We start from the raw sequence: 23,198 nt of genomic DNA, 5'->3' as shown, positions 1-23,198 counted from the left end.
ACTCCGAGAAACCCGGGAAATTCATTGCTACACAAGCAATTTGGCAAAAAACTCCGGGGGTGCGCCATCTGTTGTATCTATCAGAGGAGTTCAGCGGTCCGCCTCGCTCACGGCTCGGGACGGCTCGACGTGTCGTCCGACACGCCGGTCATCCCTTGAGCTTGTAGTCCTTCAACAGTGAGCGCCCGATGATCATCTTCTGGATCTCCGCGGTACCCTCGCCGATCAGCAGCATCGGCGCCTCGCGGTAGAGCCGCTCGATCTCGTACTCCTTGGAGTAGCCGTAGCCACCGTGGATGCGGAAGCTCTGTTCGACGACGTCGGCGCAGTACTCCGCCGCCAGGTACTTCGCCATGCCGGCCTCGACGTCGTTGCGCTGACCGGAGTCCTTCAGCTTGGCGGCCATGACCATCATCTGATGGGCGGCCTCGACCTTCGTGGCCATGTCGGCGAGTCGGAAGAGGATCGCCTGGTGGTCGACGAGTTTCTTCCCGAAGGTCTCCCGCTGTTGGGCGTAGGCGATACCCAGTTCGAAGGCGCGCCGGGCGACACCGCAGGCCCGCGCCGCCACGTTGACGCGGCCGACCTCGACGCCGTCCATCATCTGGTAGAAGCCCTTGCCGGCCTCTCCTCCGAGGATCTGCGCGTCGGTGGTCTTGTGGTTCTCCAGGATGAGTTCGGTCGTGTCGACGCCCTTGTAGCCCATCTTCTCGATCTTGCCGGGGACGGTGATGCCGTTGTCCTGCGGCCCGAAGCCAGGTTCCTTCTCCACGAGGAAGGTCGTCATGTTCTTGTAGACGCTGTCCGCACCGGTGTCCGTCTTCACCAGCACGGCCGTCAGGTTGGACGAGCCGCCGTTGGTCAGCCACATCTTCTGCGCGTTGATCGTCCAGCCGTCGCCGTCCTTGACCGCGCGGGATTTGATGCCCGACACGTCCGACCCGCAGCCGGGCTCCGACATCGAGAACGACCCGCGGATCTCGCCGGTGGCCATCTTGGGCAGATAACGCTGTTTCTGTTCTTGCGTGCCGTGCTGAAGCAGCATGTAGGCCACGATGAAGTGGGTGTTGATGATGCCGGAGACGCTCATCCATCCGCGGGCGATCTCCTCCACGGACAGGGCGTAGGTGAGCAGGGATTCACCGAGTCCGCCGTATTCCTCGGGGATCATCAGGCCGAAGATCCCGATCTCCTTCATCGCGTCGACGATGGCCTGCGGATATTCGTCCTGGTGCTCCATCTCGGTGGCGACGGGGAGGATCTGGTCCTCCACGAACTCGCGGACCAGTTTGATGAGCTCGGTCTGCTCCTCGGTGAGGCCTGCGGTGCGCTGCAGTCGGGACATGGTCATCCTCTCGTACACCGGTCCACCCGGCGGGTCGATTCAGGCTGTGGCTACGTCCGATTCATCCGCTGTGCGACTTCTGCGGGTATCGGCGTACGGCGCGAGTATCCCGCTGTTCCCAAGCCTTCCGTCCCGCTGGGGTCCGTGATGATCGACACGTGCCACCCGATCTCCCCTGAGCCGTCGATCAGGGGAGACCTCCGCGAGGCGCCCACCCCCTGGGGGCGGCGCCATTGCGCACGGCGAGCAGGGGTCAGTACGCGAGATGCTGGACGAAGTCAGCTTCGGACATCACCTCGACCGGCAGCCCCTTTGCTTGAAGTCCGATCGCCACCCGGTGGTGTTCAGCCAGCTCCACCAACGAGGACACCCCGGCGGCCGCTACCGGATGATCGACGATGCCGATGACTGCCCGGGCGTCGGCCAGGGCCTCGTGATGGTTGGTCATCTCGAAGCCACAGGCTTGGGAGACGAAGGGCAGCCGATAGGAGGGAAGCGCGAAAGCCGCTTTCGACAAAGCCGGAGTGCACAGGAAGTCAATTGAAGGACAGGGTAATTCATCCACCGCGCAGGCTTCGCGAATAACGCTGATGTCGAAAGCAGCATTATGGGCGACGACGGGGTCCGAGCCGATACGCTCCACGATCTCGGGCAAGATCTCACGCCGTCGAGGCGCATTCGCGACCATCTCGCGCGTGATCCCGCGAAGTCTGTTCACCCCGACCCCCACACCGGTCAAGAAAAGATCTGCAAGTGTCTTCGTCCGAACGGACATTGAAGTATCCAGATGCACCTTCCTCATCGTGCGACCGGGTACCCCGTAGATGTCCCGGTCGCACGATTCGGTCACAGGTCGATGGTGCTTCCCCGCCCCTGCGCGACGGCCTCGGCGTAGATCCGCTGGGCGACCACGACGTCGAGCACCGCATTACCGGTGCTCTCGAAGTAGGTGATCTCCTCGGCGGACTCACGCCCCGGCACCGCTCCCAGCAATGCCTCTCCGAGTTCTCCAGTCACCTTGTCGAGATCGAACCTGCCGTCCCGCAAGGGGATCTGGATGTCCCCGGACTCGACGAGAGCGTCCCGGGTGTCGCAGTAGACCTTGTCGGCGGCCAACAGCACCACCGGGTCGACCTCGCACATCTGAGGGGTGTACGACCCGACAGCGTTGATGTGGGTCCCCGCCTCGACCAACGAACCGTCGAAGACCGGCTCGCTGGCCGTGGTGACCGTGGTGATGATGTCGGCGCCGGTGATCGCGGCGGCGGAGCTGTCCGCCCGCTCGATGACAGCCGGGAAGCGACCCGCGAAACGCTCGGACATCCGACGGACGAAATCGTCGGCCCGCTCGGTCGACAGGTCGAACACCCGCACCTGAGTGATACCGGGACGAACGGTGAGGACAGCCTCCAGCTGGCATTCGGCCTGGCCGCCTGTACCGAAGAGAGCGAAGACCGCCGCGTCCTCCCGGGCGAGCAGTTCGGTGGCGGCTCCGGCGACCGCGCCGGTGCGCTGCTGGGTCAGCCAGGTGCCGTCGAGCAATCCACAGACCATCCCGGTCTGCGCGTCGAGCACCACCATGGTGGCGGGCACGCTGGTCAACCCCCGTTCGATATTGCGCGGATAGACCGAGACGATCTTGATACCCAGAGCTGATTCCGGGGCTGCGTAACCTGGCATGTACAAGCTCTGCCCCTCGTATTCCGGGACATCCAGGTTCACCCGCAGCGGGATCTTGCACTCTTTCGCCGAATAGGCTTTCAACGCTTCCTTGTCGGCGTCGACAGCTGCGCGCATGTCGAAGATGCACTGCATCTCGCTGGCATTGACGGCAGTGATCTTCATGCGTGGTCCTTCTTCTCACTCGTCTCGACAGCGGCAACGGCTACCGAGGAAAATTCTTCCTGGGGTTTTTTCTTCTCGGACAGGAGATCCAACAGCATGCTCACCGCGGTGTAGGCGATCACCCCGAGGACGACCCATTGCAGGGCGGAGACGTTCAGGCTCTTGACGAAGAAGACCGCGACCAGGACGCCCAAGCTGCCGAAGACCGCGGAGAAAAGGGTCAGCTTGCGCGCATAGGCGTCATGGCGGATGAATTGGACCGAACCGATCGGCACCGAGAAGGTGCATGCCGCCATCATGATCGGAAAGGCGACGCGGGGATCCATTCCCATCGAGTAGACCGTGGCCATGGTGAGCGCGAAGGAACCGATGCCGATGTTGTTGAGCGCGCCGTAGATCAGGGAGAGCACACCGAACGCGAGGAGTTTCCCACCGGTGAGCCCTGTGGCGTCGCCACCGGACGGGGAAAGGCCGGTCTTGTGCATGAGGATGAGGCCACCGGCGACCAGAAGACCTGCGATGATGCCCCATTTGATGATCCGTGCCGGAAGTTTCGCGACGACCGGGGCGCCGAAGAAGGCACCGACGACCTGGGCGAGTACGGCCAGGCCCAGAGTGAACAGGTCAGTCTCGATGGAGGAGATGTAGCTCAGGGCCATCACGGCGACCGGGATCACGCAGGCGGTGTTCAGCGTGCCGGGAAGTTTCCGATCCACGACCCATTTGACTTTGGGATAGAGCGCAGAACCGATGGCGAAGTCGGAGATGCCGAAGGTCGAGAAGAAATAGATGATCGCCTGCGAGCCTGCCATCTGGGCCCGGTTTCCAGGTTCTTCCCACAGCTGGTGGCGGTGATGATGAAGATCCTTGACCAGAGTGACGACAAAGAAAAGATTGACCAGAACGATCAATGTCAAGACAACAGCGAGCATTGTGATTCCTCAGTGAAGAGAAAGAATATGCGCGGATATCCCCAAGCGCACTCACCACTGCCCCAGGTGGATCACATGGATGGGGCATCTGATAGGCCCCGTTGCCAGTCCCGATTGGGGATCGATCACAAATAAGCTTAACGAGCGGCAGCATATTCCTGTCAATCATCGGCAGGATAAAAAAATCCCTACCTCATCCATTCAGAATATGCCACAAAATATAGGACGACACCCGGGTGCACAAATATCCACCCGGCAAAAACGCCCTATGCGTTAGCCTCACCTAAAGCGTACATGACCCGGAACATTCGACACCCGGGGCCCTCGGTCACATATAGATATGCAACAAGACCTCCGCCGAGAGAAAAATGTGCATATTAAGGCCTAAAGTCCCGACCGTGAATCCGGGAAAGATCAACCCCCGTCAACGGGCAACCCCTCGAATCACCAGGACTGACGCAGTAACCCGATCGTCTCGGACAGATCCAACCCGTGCCGCCGCGCCGCCCGTACAAGCTCCTCCGCCGCCGCGCAGACCTCGTCCCCGGCTTCCGAACTCGCGCCGCCCGCGGTGAGATCGCCCCCCGCCGACTCGTCCCTGCTCACCACCCGACGTGGCAACACCACCGTGCCATGGCGTCCACGGGTGGCGACATGACCCTCGGCCTCCAACCGTTTATAGGCCTTGGCGACAGTGTTCACGGCCAGACCGAGATCACCGGCCAGCTGACGGACGGTGGGCAGACGAGCGCCGGCACACAGTGCTCCCCCGACGATCGCCTCGACGACCTGATCACGGATCTGTTCGTAGGGCGCGACCGACGAGCCCGGATCGAGGGTGATGACCACGTCCGCCAACCTATCCCGGGTGATCGCCGAGGGCGTGCATCTCGTCGCCACCGGCCACGACTCCGACCATCGCGCCCACCCGACCCGGCATCATGCAGAGGCCAGAGCGGGAGGGCGCGAGAAACGGCCAAAGAGTCAGCCGAGCGGGATCGTCAAGGACGACTCCGCCCCCTTGGGCGAGGAGAAGGTCACCGCGCCATCCGCAGCAGAGACCGACTGCCACCGGGGATCCTTCGTGTCGACCACCAGACCGAACCGATGACCTCCCTTGACCGCCCAGTGTTCAGCAGCCAAACGCACCGTGATCGTCTGCGGCTTGCCCGGGGTCACGCCCCGAAGGGTGTACGGATGCGCGGTCAACAGACCGCCCATCCCCGCCTTGTCGACGTCGTACAGATAGAAGAAGAGCGTGGTGTCCGCCTTCGTCGGGGTGACAGTGAGCTTGACCGTCGGCGCGCCGGCCACGATCGCATCCTTCGACAACGGCTGGCCGAGCCACACCCCGGCAGCCGTACGATCGACCAAGGGCATCGAGGCCAGGGGCGGCAACTTCATGAAACCTTGGAGCGCCCCGCTGATCAGGAGTGCACCCGAGTCGGCGACCGTCCCCTTACCGCTGTAGATCGAGGTGTTCCAGCCACTCGCCGGTTTGTCGGAGAGCCGCCCGGTGGGCTTGCGCTCATCAGGGTCCGCGCCGGTCAGATAGTTCACCGACTGACGACTGGCCAATGCCTTCACCGTCGGAGCCACCCGGGGCATCCGGGTGTTGGCCACCACCGCTTTCACCGGTGGCGCGGCATCAGCCTTCGTGGTGACCCCGCGAAGATGGTGGTCCATCCAGGCGAGGGTGGCATCCCAGGAGTCGCTCGGCAGTCCGATGAGACCGGGGATGTCAGGGATCGCATGGTCACCTCCGGCCATCAACATACGCTTGGGAACCGTCAGCCGATCGTAGAAGTCGGTCATCGTGTTCACCGGGAAGAAACTGTCATCCGTGCCGTGGGCGATGAGCACCGCGGCCCCGTTCGCGTTGATCTCCTTGACCTTGTTGATCGCCGACCTGCTGGCGGACAATTTGTCCAGAAAAGCCTCGGCCGCGGCGGCGTCGGGGGACTCCAGTTTGGCCTGGGCCTCCTGCAGGACAGGAGCAGGACGCCCCGTCAGGTTGCCGAGCTTCACCAGGAGCCCCATCGCAGACGAACTGATCGTCCGGTTCGGGAAGAAGGATTCCTTCAGGTCGGCGAAGCCCGACATCGAGGAGACCGCTCTGACCCGGCGGTCACGAGCCGCGGCCAACAGACCGGCTCCCCCGCCGTAGGAGATCCCGACCACGCCGACCTTGGCACTGTCCGCGCCAGGCTGTTTCAGGGCGTAGTCGATGACATCGCTGACATCACGTTGGGTGTCCTCCCCCATGATGTCGATCTGACCGCCGGATTCCCAGAACCCCCGGCTGGTGTACGAGACCACGATGAAACCGCGGGCGGCCATCTCCTTGGCCTTGACGAGATATTCGGCCCGGTTCATGCTCCAGCTCGCCGGCATCACGACGACCGGGAATTTTCCCTGACCGGCGGGTCTGACCAGGTATGCCGACAGCTTGACACCGTCGTGGGCGGTGATGGTGACCGCTTCCTTGGTGGTGTGCGCCCCATCCTTGTCGTTCGCGGCCCGGTCGACCGTGGCCACAGCCCGAAGGTGCTTCCCCGGGAGAGGCGCCGCGGTGGCGAGGGTGGGGGTGAGGAGAGCTACGACGGCGGCGATGCTGGTGACGGCCACGCCAGACGCAGAGCGATTCGACACTAAATATTCCCTTCGATAGAGACGGGGGTGCCAAGGACGCTACTGGTCGACCAACTCACCCAGATACCCCAGTTCGTAACAATGCGGACGAAGGTTGGTGAACTCCACGCCGAAGCCGGGCAGGTCGAGGCAAATCAGGGAAAACGCCCAGTTACCTGCGCTTTCAACAACTTTTCCAAATGTTGAAACGATGTGCTCAGCCCCCGGACCCCCATTGCCCCCAAGCACTCCCCCGGCCAGGCACGACAGGAGCCGCCCGTCGAACCCGACGGACGGCTCCTGAGACGACGCGCCGACGACCTAACCGTCCGACAAGGCCCGGATCGCCTCGTGCATGGCGAGCGCCCTGCGGGCCGACTCGACGTGGAGGTTCTCGATCATCCGGCCGTTGTAGGTCACCACGCCGGAGCCTCGGCCTTCGTCCCAGGCCTGCACGATGCCGCGGGCCTCCTCGACGGCTTGCGGGCTGGGCGCGAAGGCGGCATTGGCCGGCTCGACCTGTCCGGGGTGGATGAGTGTCTTGCCGTCGAATCCCCATTCGCGGCCCTGGGCGCACTCGGCCTCGAAGCCCTCGGCGTTCTTCACGTCGTTGAAGACACCGTCCAGGATGACCTTCCCCTCGGCGCGAGCGGCGAGCAGGCAGAGCTGCAGGGCGGTCTGCAGCGGTGCCCGGCCCGGCACATGCTCGGCGTAGAGCTCCTTGACCAGGTCGTTGGTGCCCATGACCAGGGTGGAGAGCCGCGGTGAGGCGCCGGCGATCGCGGCCGCGTCGAGCATGGCCCGCGGGGTCTCGATCATGGCCCACAGCGATGTGTGCGCCGGCGCACCGGCCTGCTCCATCGCCGCGACCAGGTCGCGTACCTCCTGGGCGGAGGACACCTTCGGTACCGCGATCGCGTCGGGCCCCGCCTCGCAGGCCGCCCTCATGTCCTCGGCATGCCACGGCGTGTCCATGCCGTTGATCCGGATGACGAGTTCACGTCGGCCGTACTCCCCCGAACGCACCGCGGCACAGGCGGCGTCCCTCGCGTCAGGTTTGGCATCGGGGGCGACGGCGTCCTCCAGGTCGAGGATGACCCCGTCGCAGGGGATCGACTTGGCCTTCTCCAACGCCCGCGCATTCGAAGCGGGCATGTAGAGCACGGAACGGCGGGGGCGGAACTGGTCCTCGGTCATCGTCGTCACTTCCCGGCGGTCTTGTCCTGGGCGGCCTGCTTGGCCGCGGCGTACGTCTCCTGCAGTTGCGGGTCGATCCGGGCCAGCTGCTCGGCGAGGTCGACCACCACGAGGCACTGTTTGCAGGAGGCGTCGTCCTCCATCTTGCCGTCCACCATCACCGCGCCGGTGCCGTCCCCCATCGCGATGACGACCTCGTAGGCGTGTTCCACCTCGTCCGCGGCCGGGCTGAACACGCGCCGCGCGATCTCGATCTGCTTGGGGTGCAGCGTCCAGGTGCCCACGCAGCCGAGGAGGAAGGCGTTGCGGAACTGGTCCTCGCAGCCGACGACATCGGTGATGTCTCCGTACGGGCCGTAGTAGGCGTAGATGCCGTGCATCGCGCACGCGTCGACCATCCGGGCGATCGTGTAATGCCACAGATCTTGCTGGTACGTCGCCCGCGGCGTGGTCTCGCCCTGGACGTCGTAGGCACCGTCGGCGCCCTTGGCGGCGTCGGCCCGTACCAGATAGCCGGGGTGGCCCCCGCCGACGCGCGTGGTCTTCATCCGCCGGTCGGCCGCGAGATCGGCCGGGCCGAGCGAGATGCCCTGCATGCGCGGGGAGGCCCCGCAGATCTCCTCCACATTGGCCATGCCGCGGGCCGTCTCCAGGATCGCGTGGACCAGGATCGGCCGCTCCAGACCGGCCTTGGCCTCGAGCTGGGCGAGCAACCGATCGACGTAGTGGATGTCCTCGGCGCCCTGCACCTTGGGGATCATCACCACGTCGAGCTGGTCACCGATCTGCCCCACCAGGGTCGTGATGTCGTCGAGGAACCAGGGGCTGTCCAGGGCGTTGAGCCGGGTCCACAGCTGGGTCGCGCCGAAGTCGGTGCCACGGGCGACCCGGACCAGCCCGTCCCGGGCCTTCTCCTTGTTCTCGGCCTTGACCGCATCCTCCAGGTTGCCCAACAGCACATCGACGGAGCCGACCATGCCGGGGATCTTCGCCGCCATCTTCTCGTTGGAGGGATCGAAGAAGTGGATCGCCCGGCTGGGTCGTGCCGGGATCTCCCGGAGCGGTGCCGGGGCACCCACAGCGAGGGGCGCGAAGAAGTCCTTGGCGGTACGCACGGCTACCTCCTGAACGGCAGGGTTCGGACCGGCCGGAGCCCGGCCTCGTCCGTGTCGACGCTAGCAATGCCGACCCGTCCGTTCCGGCCTGCGGATTGTGACAGCCTTCACGCCGCCCGGCGCCTGTCCGCAGACCAGGCCCGCAGATGCCCCGACTCCTTCGCCGAGCTGCACTCACCTGCAGGTCAGCCGGTGAGAAAGCGGAAAACGGACGATTCCTCCCAGTCCGTTCACAATCCTGGACGGTAGCCTCATCCCGTGACGAGTCGTGTGTTCGTAAGCCGCCTGGCCAATCTCAGCGTCTTCGACCCGCTCGGTGATCAGGTGGGCCGGGTCCGGGACGTCGTCGTCACCATCAGCCCCGCCCGCCGCCGCCCTCGCGTCATCGGCCTGGCCGTGGAGGTCCCCGGCCGTCGCCGGGTCTTCGTCCCCATGACCCGGGTGACCAGCGTCGAAGGCGGACAGGTGGTCACCACGGGTCTGGTCAACATGCGCCGTTTCGAGCAACGCCCCAACGAAACCCTCGTCCTGGCCGAGGTCTTCGACCGAGCGGTGACGGTGCGCGACCCCGAGGGTGACTACCGGGCGATCGTCGAAGACATCGCCGTGCAGCGGGAGGGCGCCCGCGACTGGTCCGTGGTGAAGGCCTTCGTCCGCAAGGGCGAGCCGGAATACCACCGGTTCGGTCTGCGCCGACGCCGCGGAGAGACCCTGATGGTGCCGATCGAGGACGTCGTCGGGTTGTTGACGGTCGACTCCGCCCAGGGAGCCGACAAACTCCTGGAGAACTACGACGACCTGAAGGCCGCCGACCTGGCCGAACTCATCCACGACCTGCAACCGATCCGGCGGGTACAGGTCGCTGCCGCGCTCGACGACGAGAAACTCGCCGACATCCTCGAGGAGCTCCCCGAGGACGACCAGGTGGAGATCCTGGCCGCACTGGAGTCCGATCGGGCCGCGGACGTCCTGGAGGCGATGCAGCCCGACGACGCCGCCGATCTGCTCTCCGAACTGACCCCGGAAGCCCAGGAACGCTATCTCCAGCTGATGGAACCCGACGAGGCCGCCGATCTACGTCGACTCCTGGAGTACGACGAGGACACCGCAGGTGGACTCATGACCACCGAGCCGGTCGTACTGCCCCCGGAGGCCACCATCGCCGAAGCCTTGGCCGTCGTCCGCCGGGCCGAGATCTCCCCGGCCACGGCCGCCACCGTCTTCGTGTGTCGTTCCCCCCTGGAGACGCCGACCGGTCGATATCTGGGCATGGTGCACATCCAACGTCTGTTACGCGAACCCCCGCACGGCGCGGTCGGCTCCATCCTCGACAAGAGTGTCGAACCGATCCGCCCGGACGCCTCCATCGGCACGATCACCCGTGAGATGGCGACGTACAACAATGTGTCGGTCCCCGTGGTGGACGAGGAAGGCCATCTCCTCGGCGCGGTGACCGTCGACGACCTGCTGGATCATCTGTTGCCGGATGACTGGCGCGAGGAACGCCACGAGGTGACCGATGACTGAGACCCGCCGCGACCCCTACCGGCTCGACCAGCCCCGCGAGGTCGGTTCCCGTTCCTTCCCCTGGCCGCGGCTCTCCTTGGACAGCGACCGGTTCGGGGTCTTCGCCGAGAAGTTCGCCCGGTTCATGGGCACCGCCCGTTTCCTGGTGTGGATGACGATCTTCGTGATCGCCTGGGTGACCTTCAACCTGGTCGGTATCTTCGGCCTGCAGTTCGACCCCTATCCCTTCATCCTGTTGAACCTCTTCTTCTCCACCCAGGCGTCCTATGCCGCCCCGCTGATCCTGCTGGCCCAGAACCGGCAGGACGACCGCGACCGGGTCGCTCTGGAGCAGGACAGGGCCCGCGACGAACGCAATCTCGCCGACACCGAATATCTGACCCGAGAAGTCGCCGCGCTGCGTATCGCGATGCGGGAGATCGTCACCCGCGACTACCTCCGTTCGGAGTTGCGTGATCTCCTCGAAGAACTCAAGGAGCAACCGCCGACGACCCGTCCGGAACCGGTGCCCCCGCCGGCGCCCGCGGTTCCCCGCAGGACACGCCAGATGAAGTCCTCGACCAGGGAGAAACAGCGACGCAAGGCGTTGTCCGCCACGCGTCCCACGGAACACGACCCGATGGCCGATCAGGCGCGGGCACTCCTGGCCGGAGAGCGTCGGGCCGGGCAGGAGGACACCCCTGATGGCCGATAAGGTGGGCGACATGTCAGCCCCGTCCCATGAAGCTCTTCTCGCAGCTCTGGCCACGGTCGAGGATCCCGAGATCCACCGACCCATCACCGAGCTGGAGATGGTGCAATCCCTCAGCGCCGACGACGACGGTTCCGTCCGGGTCGAGGTGCTCCTGACCGTCGCCGGATGTCCCCTGCGCGACAAGATCACAGCGGATGTCACCGCGGCCCTGAAAGCCGTCGAGGGCGTGACCGAGGTCGAGGTCGTCCTGGGTGTGATGACCGAGGAACAACGCACGAACCTGCGTAAGTCCTTACGCGGCGGTGCGGCTGAGCGGGAGATCCGTTTCGCCCGAGCCGACTCGCTCACCCGTGTCTACGCCATCGCCTCCGGGAAGGGTGGGGTCGGGAAGTCCTCGATCACCGCGAACCTGGCCGCGGCCTTGGCCGCCGAAGGACTGAAGGTAGGGGTCGTCGACGCCGACATCTACGGTTTCTCCATCCCCCGCATGCTGGGGGTCGACCAGCAGCCGGCCCAGGTCGAGAACATGATCATGCCGCCGAAGGCGCACGGGGTGAAGGTCATCTCCGTGGGCATGTTCGTCCCGGACAACCAGCCGGTCGTCTGGCGCGGGCCGATGCTGCACCGCGCCCTGCAACAGTTCCTCGCCGATGTCTACTGGGGTGACCTGGACATCCTCCTGCTGGATCTCCCCCCGGGCACCGGCGACGTAGCCATCTCGATCGCCCAGCTCATCCCGGGGTCGGAGATCATCGTGGTGACCACGCCTCAGCAGGCGGCTGCCGAGGTCGCCGAACGGGCCGGTTCGATCTCCACCCAGACGCATCAACGACTGGTCGGCGTGATCGAGAACATGTCCTGGCTGGAGATGCCCGACGGCTCCCGTCAGGAGATCTTCGGCTCCGGCGGGGGGCAGACCGTGGCCGATTCGTTGAGCGCCGTCTCCGGCACCGCTGTTCCCCTGCTGGGCCAGGTGCCCCTCGACCCGACCCTGCGCGAAGGCGCCGACGCCGGTGTCCCCGCGGTGCTCGACCCGGAGAATTCACCGGCAGGTGCGGCGCTGCGCGATGTGGCCCGTCAGCTGGCCTCGCGAGGCCGTGGGCTGGCTGGGCGTCGCCTGGGAGTGACCTTCTGACCGTCCTCCCCCGAGTACACCGTTGAGGGCCCCGACCGATGATCGGTCGGGGCCCTCAACGGTGTTTCGGCTCAGGTGGCCTCGTCGTCGTACGGGGTGGGCGATGTCGGGTCGTAGACGACGGACGGATACGCCATCGCTGCGGCAACCGGGGCGGTAACGGTCTCCGCTGCGACAGTCGGTGTACGTCCGGGTTCCTCCAGGAGAGCTTCCCGCACGATCTTGCGCGGATCGTACTGGCGGGGGTCGTAGGCCTTCCAGTCCACCGCGTCGAATTCCGGACCGACCTGCTCGCGCAGCTGCTGCTTCGCGCCTTCAGCGGTCTTCTTCATCCCCTGGACGAAGTCCCGCAGCCGGGAAGCGTACTCAGGAAGACGCTCCGGCCCGATCAACACCAGGGCGAGGACGACGATGAAGATGAACTCCCAGCCGTTGATGTCCAATAACACCGCAGGCCTCCTCGTCGTCCGAACCGGCCCCTGTGCTGGTAGCCGCACTCATCCTGCCATGAACCCGGCTCCCGGGAGAGCCGGACATCGGCGCGGGCGGATCAGGCCGGGCTGGGTGCGGATCGCAGCATCGGCACCCGGGTCGCCCGGGAGCGCTTCGAGGTCGGGGCGCGGTGGGCCAGCGCCTGACGCAGCTGGGAACGTCCACGGTGGATCCGGGATCGGACGGTGCCCAGCTTGATCCCCAGGGCCGCCGCGACCTCCTCGTAGGAGAGTCCCTCGATGTCGCAGAGCACGACGGCTGCCCGGAACTCGGGAGCCATGGCATCCAGGGCCCGCTGCACGTCGTCGTCGAAGGTGCGCTCTTCGTAACGCTGTTCGGGCCCGGCTTCACGGCTGGGCAGCCGGGCCGCCGACTCCTCCGCGAGAGCGTCGAACCGGATCCGCTGTTTGCGTCGCATCCGGTCCAGGAAGAGATTGGTGGTGATGCGGTGCAGCCACCCCTCGAAGGTGCCGGGCTGGTAACTGTCCAAGGAACGGAAGACGCGCACGAACACGTCGTGGGTCAGGTCCTCGGCATCATGGGGGTTGCCGGTCAGACGATATGCAAGACGGTAAACGCGAGACGAGTGCTCCCGCACGACCTCTTCCCAGGTCGGCGCGACCCACCCCGCGGTGTCAGCGGAGTCGACATTGACGGGTGCCTTCACGGGTCAATCCTTGGGGTCGGGGATGGTGGCGCCACCGGGTGCGTCGGCGCCGTCTGCTGACCATGGTGCCCGCTCTGTCTGGGAAAGCGCTGAACGATGCCAGGATGTTCTCCCCCAGTTCAGAGGCCCGGAAAAGGAAAGACACGCCGGCTCATGACAGCCCGGCCCGGCCCTGTCCGGAAGCTGTTCACCGTGATGAGAGGCCCGCGAGGCCGCCACCGCGACCGTGGACGGCGCCGAGGCAACTAGGCTGATCGCCATGAGCGCGCAAAAGGTGGCTTCCTGGGCCTACAGCGAGGACTTCGTCGGCGAGACCGTCGCCCAGGAACACGCGCGCGCACGCGGGGAGCAGCTGGGCGCCCCGCCGGTACTTCCCGGCACCGGAGCGGCCCTGCGCCTCCTGGCAGCGGCCTGTCATGCCCGAGCCATCGTGGAGATCGGTTCGGGCGCCGGGGTGTCCGGGCTGTGGATCCTGGAGGGGATGCCTGCTGACGGGGTGCTCACGACCATCGACATCGAGGCCGAGCACGGTCGGGCCGCGAAGCAGGCCTTCATGCAGGCCGGGGTTCCTCCGCAGCGCACCCGGGTGATCACCGGGGATGCTCTGGACGTCCTGCCCCGGCTGACCGACGGCGCTTATGACATGGTTCACGTCGACGGGGAGAAAGAGGATTACCCGGAGTATGTCGAGCAGTCCATTCGTATTCTCCGGAAAGGCGGGGTACTGGCCATCGACAACATGCTCTGGCATGACAAGGTGGCCGATCCGGCGGACCGGGACGAGGTGACGACCATTGTCCGCGATCTGGGAAAACGTTTACGTGACGACGAACGATTGATGCCGACGCTTTTGCCGGTCGGGGACGGACTCTTCGTCGCGGTGAAACGGTGATCTTCGTCGAATAAAGCCTCGGGGCCACGTCCGATGGACGTAGCCCCTGCTCACTGCTCACCTCAGGCCGGGTTTCCTCGGCCTTAGTGCCTCTTCGGTCGTCACATGGGGACGTTCTCGCACCCCTGGATAGCGCGTCCGAGATCGGCTGCCTCGTCGGGGGTCATCTCGACGACCAAACGCCCGCCACCTTCGATCGGCATGCGCACGATGATCGCGCGCCCCTCCTTGGTGACCTCGAGCGGCCCGTCACCGGTGCGCGGCTTCATCGCGGCCATGTCTGCCCCTTTCGTCGAATTGCGGTGTGCTGCTCTGGCATCTCGGCGCTGTGGACCCCGTACGCTGCCTTCGAGGCGACACGGTCGACGCCCCTACGCCGATGACGCACACCTGTCCTTGTCATTATCTCTTGTCACGGCAGTCTTGCGAAATCGGGGGCGGAATTCCTCTGTGTTTCCAGACGTTTGACGAGGCTTCCCCGAGCGAAGGAGCTTGGCCGTGGTCAAGGCGAACCCGCAGAACCCTGCCGTGACGGTGAATTATGAGGACGGAGTTGCCACAGTTCGCTTCAATCGCCCGGAGGCAATGAATGCGATCGATCTGGCGACAAAGGAATCACTTCTGAAGATTTTGTGTCAGGTCGCCCAGGATCCGGACATACGCTGCGTGGTGATCACCGGATCAGGTCATGCCTTCTGCGTCGGACAGGACCTGAAGGAGCATGTCGTCGGCCTGGCATCCGGTTCCGAGGAACTGGCCGCCACGGTGACAGCGCACTACAACCCGGTCGCCGAGCTGATCGCGACGATGGACAAACCGGTGATCGCCGCGGTGAACGGTGTTGCCGCCGGGGCAGGCGCCGCTTTCGTCATGGCCTGCGATCTGAGGATCTTCTCGACCGGAGCCGGAGTGAACCTGGCCTTCGCCGGGATCGCACTCTCCTGCGACTCCGGCACCTCCTTCTGGCTGCCCCGACTGGTCGGCGTCGCCAAGGCCCACGAACTGCTGTACTTCCCACGGACGCTGCCGGCCGAGGAGTGCCTGGCCCTGGGTCTGGCGACGAGTGTCGTCCCCGAGGAGGAATTCGATGCCGAGGTGACCCGGACCGCTCACGCCTTGGCCGAAGGACCCACCCGCGCCTACGGCGCCATGCGACGTTCCCTGGCCTTCGCCCAGGGTCATGACCTGGCGGCCTCGCTCGCCTTCGAGGCCGAACAGATGCGCGCCACCGGGAGCTCGTCAGATCACCGTGCCGCGGTGGACGCCTTCCTGGCCAAGGAGAGACCGGCGTTCACCGGACACTGACCCAGGCCCGGTCACGGCGGGAAATCGCTGGGCGGGACGAAGCGCCACAGTTCGTAGAGCCACCACCACTGGGTGGCCAACCCGAAGAGGACCCACCCGGCGGTCAACGACCACAGCCTGAGTCGACTCGGGGTCCGCGTCTCGACGATCGATTCCCCGTACCCGGCGGTTCCCGGGCCTTCAGCGGCTGTGGCCCTCTCCTCGAGTCTCCTTCGACGCCGACCCCGCCAGGCGGCGTCCACGGCGATCGCCGCCCAGGGAAAACAAGGCAACAGATAACGGAACACGCTGGTGCCCGGGTCCAGGACGACCGCCAGATAGAGCGGATAAGCCAGGATCCAGGCCCGCATGACCGGGCCCAGCCGGGAAGCCCACGGCCCTGAGGCCACCCCGACGACGAGAACGACCAGAGCAGCGAGGGCCAGGGGCCCGGCCTGCCCGAAAAGATAGTGGGAGATACCCACCCAGGGTTGCAGGGGGACGATGTCCTGCCCCTGCCGCCAGGTGGCCATCGTGTCGGTGTATGCCGTCCGGATACCGGTCCCCCACCAGGCGATCATCGGCCAGGTCAATCCGGCCAGCCCGCAGCCGCCCAACGCCCCGGCCATACCGATGTACTCCTCGCGTGGGATCGGCCGGACGCTTCGGGCACGCCAACGCATCACGACGGCGACCACTGCGACCAGGCCCAGCGGGACCGCGATCGGCCGGGCCAGTCCGGTCAGGAAGGCCGTGCCAGCGGCCCACCACCAGCGTTCCTGGTCCAGATGGCTCAGTACCAGCACCAACAACAGGATCGCCAAGCTCTCGGTGTAGGCCACCTGAAGCACCGGTGAAGGAGCACAGGTCGACCAGACCGCCACAGCGGCCACAGCCGATCCGCTGCCGATCCGGTCCCGCAGCAGGAACGCCATCGCCACTGCGGCGACACCGCCCAGCACGAAGGCCAGCACGGCGCCGGTGATCGGGAAGGGCGCACCGGTGACAGCCATCAACAGCCTGGTCATCATCGGGAACAGCGGATAGAACGCCCAGGGGTTCTGTTGGAGTTCGCCGGTGTCCGGATCCCGGGGCAGGGTCCCGGGGTAGCCCTTCGTGGCGATCTCCTGATACCAACCGGCGTCCCACAGGCCGACGATCGTCCCGTAGTTCACCTCCGGACCGGTCCAGGACACCGCCACCTGATATCGCGTCAGGACGACCAGCAGGAGCGCGCTGAAGGCCCGAGCCGCGAGATAGACCGACAGCACGGTGAGCACGAAAGGATCCGTGTACTTCCGCCACCGGACGGGCACCTCCGCCGACCGGAGGGCCGGGCTCCCGGTCGTGGTCACGTCGAGGATCCGCTGGTACCGGGCAATGCTCCGGGCTCGACCGGATCTGCGGAGACGACGCTGTCGGATTCTTCGATCTGAGTCTGCAAGCGGGCGATCAACCGATCGCGTTCAGCCAGTTCTGTGGCCAGACGACCCAGGACGATATCGACCTGGTCCATCCGGTATCCCCGCAGTGCACGATCGAGGAAAAGCCTGTCCAGGTCCTCGGCGTACAGGGTGTCGACCCCTTCGAAAGGATCATGTCCGCTGGTCCGGACGGGATCGGCCGCGGCCACGCTCATCCCGGTACCTATCCGCCCGGCGGCGAGTGCGGCGACAGCACCGGCGAGCAGCACGACGAGAACGCTGAGGAGCACCATCACGCACTCGATGGTGCCATGTCGCGGCGATTCTGGGAGAAAGCACGCCCCACCGGAGTCCACACACCTGTCGTCGACTCCGGCGCAGACTCACTCAGGATGCCGTCGGGGTTCGGTCTCACCGCTGGAACGGATGATCCGCACCGCTTCGTCCACGTCGTCGGTCAGATGCAGCAGGTCGACGTCACCGGACGACATCGTCCCGGCCGGGACGGCGACCTCCCGTAGCCAGGACAGCATCCCACCCCAGTAGTCCCGGCCCAGCAGGACGATCGGGAAGGAGGTCACTTTCCTGGTCTGCACCAGGGTCACGGCCTCGAAGAGTTCGTCCAGGGTGCCCATCCCCCCTGGTAGCACCACAAAGCCCTGGGAGTACTTGACGAACATCGTCTTACGGGCGAAGAAGTACCGGAAGTTCACGCCGAGGTTCACGAAACTGTTCAACCCGTGCTCGAAGGGCAGCTCGATGCCCAGGCCGACCGAGATCCCGCCGGCCTGCGCTGCGCCGGCATTCGCGGCTTCCATGGCTCCTGGCCCCCCGCCGGTGATGACGGCATATCCGGCGGCGACCAAGGCCTTCCCCAAGGCGACGCCGGTGAGATAGTCAGGATCTCCAGACTGGGTCCGCGCCGATCCGAAAACACTGACAGCAGCGCCGAGTTCGGCCAAGCTGCCGAAACCTTCGACGAATTCGGCCTGGATCCGCAATACCCGCCAGGGATCGGCGTGCAACCAATCGGACCGGTTCGTCGAGTCCAACAGCCGCTGATCCGCGGTGACCTCCGGGATCTGATGACCTCGCAGGATCACCGAACCGCGTTGATATACCTCTTCGTCGCTCATCCGGTCACGCTATCGACGTCATCCCGGCCTGGGCGGGTCCTGCTCCCGCGTGTCCGCAGAGCGCTTCGTTCACAGCGGGGTCACGTACGGCAAGTCCCGCAGCACTTCGGCGACCCCTTTGAGCAGCGCCACGTCCACATGGCTGGCTCGACGGACCAGGGCGATGTCACGGTGAGGCGCCGGGGAGTCCATCCGCTTGACGACGACCCCGGCGTGGTCGGCGACCGGCGGGCTGACCGCCAGCTCCGGCAACAGGGTCATCCCGGCGCCGGTGGCGACCATATGCCGGAGAGTCTCCAGACTGGTCGCGCGGAAACCGTCCCTTTCCTGCCCGCCGGATCGGGAACAGACGTCGAGGGCCTGGTCACGCAGACAGTGTCCGTCCTCCAGGAGGAGAAGCTCCTGACCGGCGAGGACGGCCGGTGACAACGGTTCGGCATATTCGGCCACGGCGTGACCGTAGGGCACCGCGAGGAGGAAGTCCTCGCGGAAGAGAGGCTCCCAGGCCAGGGATTCCTCGTGCAAGGGCAGGGCGAGCACGGCGGCGTCGAGGGAACCTGCCCGCAGCCGGTTGACCAGCTCCCCGGATTTCTCCTCCACCAGTTGCAGGTCGAGCCGGGGGAAACGTTCGTGCAGAGCTGGGATGACGTGGGGTAGGAGGTACGGGGCGATCGTGGGGAAGAGACCGATGCGTAGGGTGCCGGATTCTGGATCGGCGACGGCGCGGGCGATCCTGCGGATCTGGTCGACCTCGTCGAGCAGATGACGTGCGCGGGCTACGACTTCGTGCCCGGCCGGGGTGAGCAGCACATTACGTGCTCCTCGTTCGACCAGAGGCGTGCCCAGCTCTGATTCCAGTTTCTTGATCTGCGTGGACAGGGTCGGCTGGCTGACGAAGCAGGATGCGGCCGCTCGGCCGAAGTGCCTGTGGTCGGCCAAGGCGACTAAATACTCCAGGTCCCGCAGGTTCATTCGTCCGTCTCCTCAGTTAGTGCGTCCCCGCCGTCCGGCCGTACCCTTCAGCATCTCCTTGGAAGCTGTACGGACGGACGGCAGGGTGGGTGGGCCCGCTCGGGCGGGCCGGATCGGTGTGCTCCGGCGCCGTGGTCGGTGGCGGCCTCCGTCGCACGGGTGAGCGTGGACTCAGTGGTGAGCAGCAGGTGCGCTCGTGCGGATGAGGTGGTCGAAGGCGGACAGCGCTGCGGTGGCGCCGGTGCCCTCGGCGATGAGGATCTGCTTGTACGGGACGGTGGTGCAGTCGCCGGCGCCGAAGATTCCGGGGATGTCCGTGGCTCCGCGCACGTCGGTGACGATCTCGCCCCGTTCGGAGAGCTCCACCGCGCCCTTGAGCCACTCGGTGTTGGGCAGCAGCCCGATCTGCACGAAGATGCCCTGAAGCTCCAGTTCGCGGATCTCCCCGCTGATGCGGTCCTCGTAGGTGAGGCCGGTGACCTGGGTGCCGTCGCCCAGGACCTCCGTCGTGCGGGCGTTCATGATGATGTCGACATTGGGCAGGCTCTTGAGCTTGTCGACGAGGACTTCGTCCGCGCGGAGGACGTCGAGGAACTCGATGACGGTGACATGCCCTACGACGCCGGCCAGGTCGATGGCGGCCTCGATCCCGGAGTTCCCCCCGCCGATGACGGCGATCCGCTTCCCTTTGAAGAGCGGGCCGTCGCAGTGCGGGCAGAAGGTGACGCCTTTGTTGCGGTACTCCTCCTCGCCGGGGATGCCCATGTGACGCCAGCGGGCCCCGGTGGCCAGGACCACGGTCTTGGCCTTCAACGTTCCCGCGCCGAATTCGACGGTGTGCAGTCCACCGAGCTCGGCGGCCGGGATCAGTTTCGTCGCGACCGGTCCTTTGACGAGATCGACCTCGTACTGGGTGACATGCTGTTCGAGGTTGGCCGCGAAGGTCGGCCCTTCGGTGTAGGGCACCGAGACGAAGTTCTCGATCGCCATGGTGTCCAGGACCTGGCCGCCGAAACGTTCGGCGACGAGGCCGGTGCGGATGCCCTTCCGTGCGGTGTACACCGCGGCGGACGCCCCGGCGGGTCCTCCGCCGACGACGAGGACCTCGAAGGGCTCCTTCTCGTTGAGCTTGGCGGCGGCGCGTTCGGTGGCTCCGGAGTCGAGCTTGGCCACGATCTGGGCGGCGTCCATGCGTCCTTGGCCGAAGAGTTCACCGTTGAGGTAGATGGCGGGCACCGCGAGGATGTTCTTCTCGGTGACCTCGTCCTGGAAGAGGGAGCCTTCGACGGCGGTGTGCCGGATACGGGGGTTGAGCACGGCCATCGCGTTCAGGGCTTGGACGACAGCCGGGCAGTTCTGGCATTCGAGCGACATGTAGGTCGTGAACTCGTAGGTCCCTTCGAGGGACTGGATCGCGGCGATGGTGTCCGCGTCCTCTTTGACGGTGTGCCCACCGACGTGCAGCAGGGCCAGGACGAGAGAAGTGAATTCATGACCCAGCGGCAGACCGGCGAAGGTCACCTTGATGTCTGTTCCGACGCGGACGATGTCGAAGCTGGGATGGCGGTCGCCGGTGCCGTCGTATCGGGCGGTGACCTTGTCGGAGAGCGCGGCGATCTCCTCCAGCAGAGCGCGCAGATCAGCCGATTTGGGGCCTTCACCGAGCGTGGCGACCAGTTCGATGGGGTCCTTCACCATCTCCAGGTAGGTCTTCAGTTGATCCTGCAGGTCCTTGTCCAGCATGGCTCTCCTCGGTCGGGGCGGCGGCGTGCGGGCAGGGCTGATCGCCCGTCGACGGGTGCCCGCAGCGGTGGTAGGTGGATGATCGGGTGGTGCGATCGTCAGTCGTCGTGAGGGTCCGGGGCGTTCCCCGGCCCGACAGGGCGGATGACGAGGCGTGGTGCGGCCGCGGCGAGCGTTGCGTCGGGACGCTCGCCGCGGCAGTGGCCACGGGGGCCGGTGGGAGGTGACTGGGTCAGATCTTGCCGACCAGGTCGATGGAGGGCTTGAGGGTGGTCTCCCCTTCCTTCCACTTGGCCGGGCAGACCTCGCCCGGGTGCGCCGCGACGTACTGGGCGGCCTTGACCTTGCGCATCAGCGCGTCGGCCTCGCGGCCGATGCCTTCGGCGGTGGTCTCGATGTACTGGATGATGCCCTCGGGGTCGACGAGGAAGGTGGCGCGGTCGGCCAGCCCGGCGCCCGGACGCATGTTCTGGAAGTTGTTGGTGATCTCGCCGTTGGCGTCACCGAGCATGTAGTACTTGATCTTGCCGATGGTCTCGGTGGTGTCGGCCCACGCCTTGTGCACGAAGTGGGTGTCGGTGGAGACCGAGTAGACCTCGACGCCGAGCTTCTGCAGCTCCTCGTAGTGGTCGGCGAGGTCGCCCAGCTCGGTGGGGCAGACGAAGGTGAAGTCGGCCGGGTAGAAGAAGAAGATGGCCCACTTGCCCTTGACGTCGGCGTCGGAGACCTCGACGAATTCACCGGCCTTGTAGGCAGTGGTCTTGAACGGCAGGATCTGGGTGTTCATGAGCGACATGGGTGGTGCAGCTCCTTCGTGGTCTCGGGTGAACTTTCGATAAGAACCCTATATCGAAAGAAATGTAAATGCTAGGCAGCGTCGATCGTTTGTATGGATATCGACCATAGGGGAAAGCTATGAACTACGCCCCTGCACATCACGCCCTTGCCCCTCCGCAGCCGATCCATGCCCCCACAGATCCCACCGCTCGACGAACGGTCAGCTGGCTCCCGGAACCGAGTCGGTTTCGACGCCGACCAACCAGCGACCCAAAGCTTCCTCCGCGGATCGCAACTGCGACAAAGGAACTCGCTCATCATCCTTATGGGCCAACAACGGATCCCCCGGGCCGAAGTTCACCGCAGGCACCCCCAACGCCGAGAAACGCGCCACATCCGTCCACCCCTGCTTCGCCGAGACGCGTACACCCAACGCCTCCACGAAGGCCTGCGCCACCGGCCGGTCCAACCCGGGCCGAGCACCCTCCGCCAGGTCGACCACCTCCAAGGCGTACTCGGGAAAACACTCTCGAAGATGAGCCACCGCCTGCTCGCCCGTCAGATCCGGCGCGAAACGGTAGTTCACCAACAACGACGCCTCGTCGGGGACCACGTTGTTCCCCGCACCGCCGGAGATCCCCACTGCTGACAGCCCCTCCCGGTAGATCAGACCGTCCACCTCCACCGTCCTGGCCTCATAGGACGACAGGAAGGACAACGCCGGTGCCAGCTTGTGGACCGCGTTCTCCCCCGTCCACGGCCTCCCGGAATGAGCCGCCACCCCCGAAGTCGACAGACGCACCCGCACCGTGCCCTTGCACCCCCCCTCGACCTCGGCGCACGTCGGCTCCAAGAGCACCGCGAAATCTGCCGCCAACAGGTCCGGATGAGACAACGCCATCCGCCCCAACCCGTTCCGCGCCGACTCCACCTCCTCGCAGTCGTAGAAGACATAGGTGACATCCCGGTTCGGCGCGACGAGCGTAGCCGCCAACCGCAGCTGAACCGCCACCCCGCCCTTCATATCGACCGTCCCGCGCCCCCACATCTCCGGAAGACCCTGGGCGTCCGCCACGATCCGGGTCGGCAGATTCGGCGGCTCGGTCAACGGAACAGTGTCCAGATGACCTGCCAGGATCACCCGCTCGGACCGACCCGACTCCGTACGGGCAACCACCACATTCCCCGATCGGGTCACCACCAGATGGTCATAGCGACGCAATGCGGCCTCCACCGCATCCGCCAGCGGCCCTTCCTGCCCACTCACCGAAGCGATATCGCAGATCGCCGCGGTCAGATCCACCACGTCGAGTTCAAGATCCAGATCTGTCATACCGGCCAACCTAGCCCGCACCCCGCACGGACCCAGCCTCAGCGCAAGTGCAGACAA

The 23,198-nt window shown here is 65.7% G+C and carries 23 protein-coding genes; 5 read left to right on the top strand and 18 right to left on the bottom strand.

Going from position 1 to position 23,198, the window contains the following annotated elements:
• Positions 1-148: 148 nt before the first annotated feature.
• From AUCHE_RS09140 to AUCHE_RS09105, 8 genes are all read right to left on the bottom strand, one after another.
• A complete protein-coding gene (locus tag AUCHE_RS09140; protein WP_006503013.1) occupies positions 149-1,345 on the bottom strand; it encodes an acyl-CoA dehydrogenase family protein in 1,197 nt (398 codons plus the stop codon).
• A gap of 253 nt (positions 1,346-1,598) precedes the next feature.
• The gene (locus AUCHE_RS09135; RefSeq protein WP_052024847.1) at positions 1,599-2,120 is read right to left on the bottom strand and encodes an exonuclease domain-containing protein; all 522 of its coding nucleotides are present in this window, start codon (positions 2,118-2,120) and stop codon (positions 1,599-1,601) included.
• A 71-nt stretch (positions 2,121-2,191) separates the two neighbouring features.
• Positions 2,192-3,190: an ornithine cyclodeaminase gene (locus AUCHE_RS09130; protein ID WP_006503011.1), complete on the bottom strand. Its 999-nt coding sequence runs from the start codon at positions 3,188-3,190 to the stop codon at positions 2,192-2,194.
• The gene (locus AUCHE_RS09125; protein WP_006503010.1) at positions 3,187-4,122 is read right to left on the bottom strand and encodes a sulfite exporter TauE/SafE family protein; all 936 of its coding nucleotides are present in this window, start codon (positions 4,120-4,122) and stop codon (positions 3,187-3,189) included. Before AUCHE_RS09125 ends, AUCHE_RS09130 begins: the two co-directional genes overlap by 4 nt.
• 444 nt (positions 4,123-4,566) lie before the next feature.
• Complete coding sequence (locus tag AUCHE_RS09120) at positions 4,567-5,022, bottom strand: GntR family transcriptional regulator (protein ID WP_245706790.1); 456 nt, start codon at positions 5,020-5,022, stop codon at positions 4,567-4,569.
• An 84-nt stretch (positions 5,023-5,106) separates the two neighbouring features.
• Entirely contained in the window at positions 5,107-6,750 is a 1,644-nt protein-coding gene (locus AUCHE_RS09115) for a CocE/NonD family hydrolase (RefSeq protein ID WP_006503008.1), read from the bottom strand.
• 324 nt (positions 6,751-7,074) lie between these two features.
• Positions 7,075-7,950, bottom strand: coding sequence for an HpcH/HpaI aldolase/citrate lyase family protein (locus AUCHE_RS09110; protein WP_006503007.1), 876 nt, complete (start codon positions 7,948-7,950; stop codon positions 7,075-7,077).
• Positions 7,951-7,955: 5 nt separating this feature from the next.
• Complete coding sequence (locus AUCHE_RS09105; protein ID WP_006503006.1) at positions 7,956-9,065, bottom strand: HpcH/HpaI aldolase/citrate lyase family protein; 1,110 nt, start codon at positions 9,063-9,065, stop codon at positions 7,956-7,958.
• A gap of 258 nt (positions 9,066-9,323) precedes the next feature.
• On the opposite strand from AUCHE_RS09105, the gene AUCHE_RS09100 reads away from it, so the two are divergent.
• From AUCHE_RS09100 to AUCHE_RS09090, 3 genes are read left to right on the top strand one after another with little or no spacing between them, the layout of a single operon-like run.
• Entirely contained in the window at positions 9,324-10,592 is a 1,269-nt protein-coding gene (locus tag AUCHE_RS09100; RefSeq protein ID WP_040321863.1) for a magnesium transporter MgtE N-terminal domain-containing protein, read from the top strand.
• On the top strand, positions 10,585-11,286 hold the full coding sequence (locus AUCHE_RS09095; RefSeq protein WP_006503004.1) for a DUF1003 domain-containing protein: 702 nt from the start codon (positions 10,585-10,587) through the stop codon (positions 11,284-11,286). The genes AUCHE_RS09100 and AUCHE_RS09095 overlap by 8 nt, the downstream gene beginning before the upstream one ends.
• A 10-nt stretch (positions 11,287-11,296) precedes the next feature.
• Positions 11,297-12,421, top strand: coding sequence for an Mrp/NBP35 family ATP-binding protein (locus tag AUCHE_RS09090; protein ID WP_040322048.1), 1,125 nt, complete (start codon positions 11,297-11,299; stop codon positions 12,419-12,421).
• A 71-nt stretch (positions 12,422-12,492) separates the two neighbouring features.
• Here the strand turns inward: AUCHE_RS09090 and AUCHE_RS09085 are convergent, their stop codons facing one another.
• Both AUCHE_RS09085 and sigE read right to left on the bottom strand, forming a co-directional pair.
• Positions 12,493-12,870 (bottom strand): Sec-independent protein translocase family protein, encoded by a 378-nt coding sequence (locus tag AUCHE_RS09085; protein WP_006503002.1) that lies wholly within the window; start codon positions 12,868-12,870, stop codon positions 12,493-12,495.
• 101 nt (positions 12,871-12,971) lie between these two features.
• Positions 12,972-13,580, bottom strand: coding sequence for an RNA polymerase sigma factor SigE (gene sigE, locus AUCHE_RS09080; RefSeq protein WP_006503001.1), 609 nt, complete (start codon positions 13,578-13,580; stop codon positions 12,972-12,974).
• Positions 13,581-13,839: 259 nt separating this feature from the next.
• Here sigE and AUCHE_RS09075 point away from each other — a divergent pair, with 259 nt between their 5' ends.
• The gene (locus AUCHE_RS09075; protein ID WP_040322047.1) at positions 13,840-14,472 is read left to right on the top strand and encodes an O-methyltransferase; all 633 of its coding nucleotides are present in this window, start codon (positions 13,840-13,842) and stop codon (positions 14,470-14,472) included.
• 101 nt (positions 14,473-14,573) lie between these two features.
• On the opposite strand, the gene AUCHE_RS16220 is transcribed toward AUCHE_RS09075, so the two are convergent.
• A complete protein-coding gene (locus tag AUCHE_RS16220) occupies positions 14,574-14,750 on the bottom strand; it encodes a DUF3117 domain-containing protein (protein WP_006502999.1) in 177 nt (58 codons plus the stop codon).
• A gap of 220 nt (positions 14,751-14,970) precedes the next feature.
• Between AUCHE_RS16220 and AUCHE_RS09070 the strand changes: the two genes are divergently transcribed.
• On the top strand, positions 14,971-15,777 hold the full coding sequence (locus tag AUCHE_RS09070) for an enoyl-CoA hydratase/isomerase family protein (RefSeq protein ID WP_006502998.1): 807 nt from the start codon (positions 14,971-14,973) through the stop codon (positions 15,775-15,777).
• Between the two features lie 11 nt (positions 15,778-15,788).
• Here the strand turns inward: AUCHE_RS09070 and AUCHE_RS09065 are convergent, their stop codons facing one another.
• The 7 genes from AUCHE_RS09065 to dapE all read right to left on the bottom strand — a co-directional run bounded on the left by AUCHE_RS09065 (position 15,789) and on the right by dapE (position 23,141).
• Positions 15,789-17,111: a hypothetical protein gene (locus AUCHE_RS09065; protein WP_006502997.1), complete on the bottom strand. Its 1,323-nt coding sequence runs from the start codon at positions 17,109-17,111 to the stop codon at positions 15,789-15,791.
• Positions 17,108-17,476, bottom strand: coding sequence for a DivIVA domain-containing protein (locus AUCHE_RS09060; RefSeq protein ID WP_143114812.1), 369 nt, complete (start codon positions 17,474-17,476; stop codon positions 17,108-17,110). The genes AUCHE_RS09065 and AUCHE_RS09060 overlap by 4 nt, the downstream gene beginning before the upstream one ends.
• Before the next feature lie 87 nt (positions 17,477-17,563).
• Positions 17,564-18,316, bottom strand: a complete 753-nt coding sequence (locus AUCHE_RS09055; protein ID WP_006502995.1) for an LOG family protein — start codon at positions 18,314-18,316, stop codon at positions 17,564-17,566.
• Between the two features lie 69 nt (positions 18,317-18,385).
• Positions 18,386-19,288: a LysR substrate-binding domain-containing protein gene (locus AUCHE_RS09050; protein WP_006502994.1), complete on the bottom strand. Its 903-nt coding sequence runs from the start codon at positions 19,286-19,288 to the stop codon at positions 18,386-18,388.
• 171 nt (positions 19,289-19,459) lie between these two features.
• Positions 19,460-21,031 (bottom strand): alkyl hydroperoxide reductase subunit F, encoded by a 1,572-nt coding sequence (ahpF, locus tag AUCHE_RS09045; RefSeq protein ID WP_006502993.1) that lies wholly within the window; start codon positions 21,029-21,031, stop codon positions 19,460-19,462.
• Positions 21,032-21,263: 232 nt separating this feature from the next.
• Positions 21,264-21,827: an alkyl hydroperoxide reductase subunit C gene (gene ahpC / locus AUCHE_RS09040; RefSeq protein ID WP_006502992.1), complete on the bottom strand. Its 564-nt coding sequence runs from the start codon at positions 21,825-21,827 to the stop codon at positions 21,264-21,266.
• 201 nt (positions 21,828-22,028) lie between these two features.
• A complete protein-coding gene (gene dapE, locus AUCHE_RS09035) occupies positions 22,029-23,141 on the bottom strand; it encodes a succinyl-diaminopimelate desuccinylase (protein ID WP_006502991.1) in 1,113 nt (370 codons plus the stop codon).
• Positions 23,142-23,198 lie beyond the last annotated feature (57 nt).

Origin of the sequence: Austwickia chelonae NBRC 105200 (assembly GCF_000298175.1) — a bacterium.
Classification (GTDB): Bacteria; Actinomycetota; Actinomycetes; order Actinomycetales; family Dermatophilaceae; genus Austwickia; species Austwickia chelonae.
This window is presented reverse-complemented; position numbering and strand designations above follow the sequence as displayed.

Bases quoted from the DNA above. Each gene is read 5' to 3' on its own strand.
- AUCHE_RS09140 (WP_006503013.1), bottom strand. From the start codon at position 1,345: ATGTCCCGACTGCAGCGCACCGCAGGCCTCACCGAGGAGCAGACCGAG.
- AUCHE_RS09135 (WP_052024847.1), bottom strand. From the start codon at position 2,120: ATGTCCGTTCGGACGAAGACACTTGCAGATCTTTTCTTGACCGGTGTG.
- AUCHE_RS09130 (WP_006503011.1), bottom strand. From the start codon at position 3,190: ATGAAGATCACTGCCGTCAATGCCAGCGAGATGCAGTGCATCTTCGAC.
- AUCHE_RS09125 (WP_006503010.1), bottom strand. From the start codon at position 4,122: ATGCTCGCTGTTGTCTTGACATTGATCGTTCTGGTCAATCTTTTCTTT.
- AUCHE_RS09110 (WP_006503007.1), bottom strand. From the start codon at position 7,950: ATGACCGAGGACCAGTTCCGCCCCCGCCGTTCCGTGCTCTACATGCCC.
- AUCHE_RS09095 (WP_006503004.1), top strand. From the start codon at position 10,585: ATGACTGAGACCCGCCGCGACCCCTACCGGCTCGACCAGCCCCGCGAG.
- AUCHE_RS09090 (WP_040322048.1), top strand. From the start codon at position 11,297: ATGTCAGCCCCGTCCCATGAAGCTCTTCTCGCAGCTCTGGCCACGGTC.
- AUCHE_RS09075 (WP_040322047.1), top strand. From the start codon at position 13,840: ATGAGCGCGCAAAAGGTGGCTTCCTGGGCCTACAGCGAGGACTTCGTC.
- AUCHE_RS16220 (WP_006502999.1), bottom strand. From the start codon at position 14,750: ATGGCCGCGATGAAGCCGCGCACCGGTGACGGGCCGCTCGAGGTCACC.
- AUCHE_RS09055 (WP_006502995.1), bottom strand. From the start codon at position 18,316: ATGAGCGACGAAGAGGTATATCAACGCGGTTCGGTGATCCTGCGAGGT.
- AUCHE_RS09050 (WP_006502994.1), bottom strand. From the start codon at position 19,288: ATGAACCTGCGGGACCTGGAGTATTTAGTCGCCTTGGCCGACCACAGG.
- ahpF (WP_006502993.1), bottom strand. From the start codon at position 21,031: ATGCTGGACAAGGACCTGCAGGATCAACTGAAGACCTACCTGGAGATG.
- ahpC (WP_006502992.1), bottom strand. From the start codon at position 21,827: ATGTCGCTCATGAACACCCAGATCCTGCCGTTCAAGACCACTGCCTAC.
- dapE (WP_006502991.1), bottom strand. From the start codon at position 23,141: ATGACAGATCTGGATCTTGAACTCGACGTGGTGGATCTGACCGCGGCG.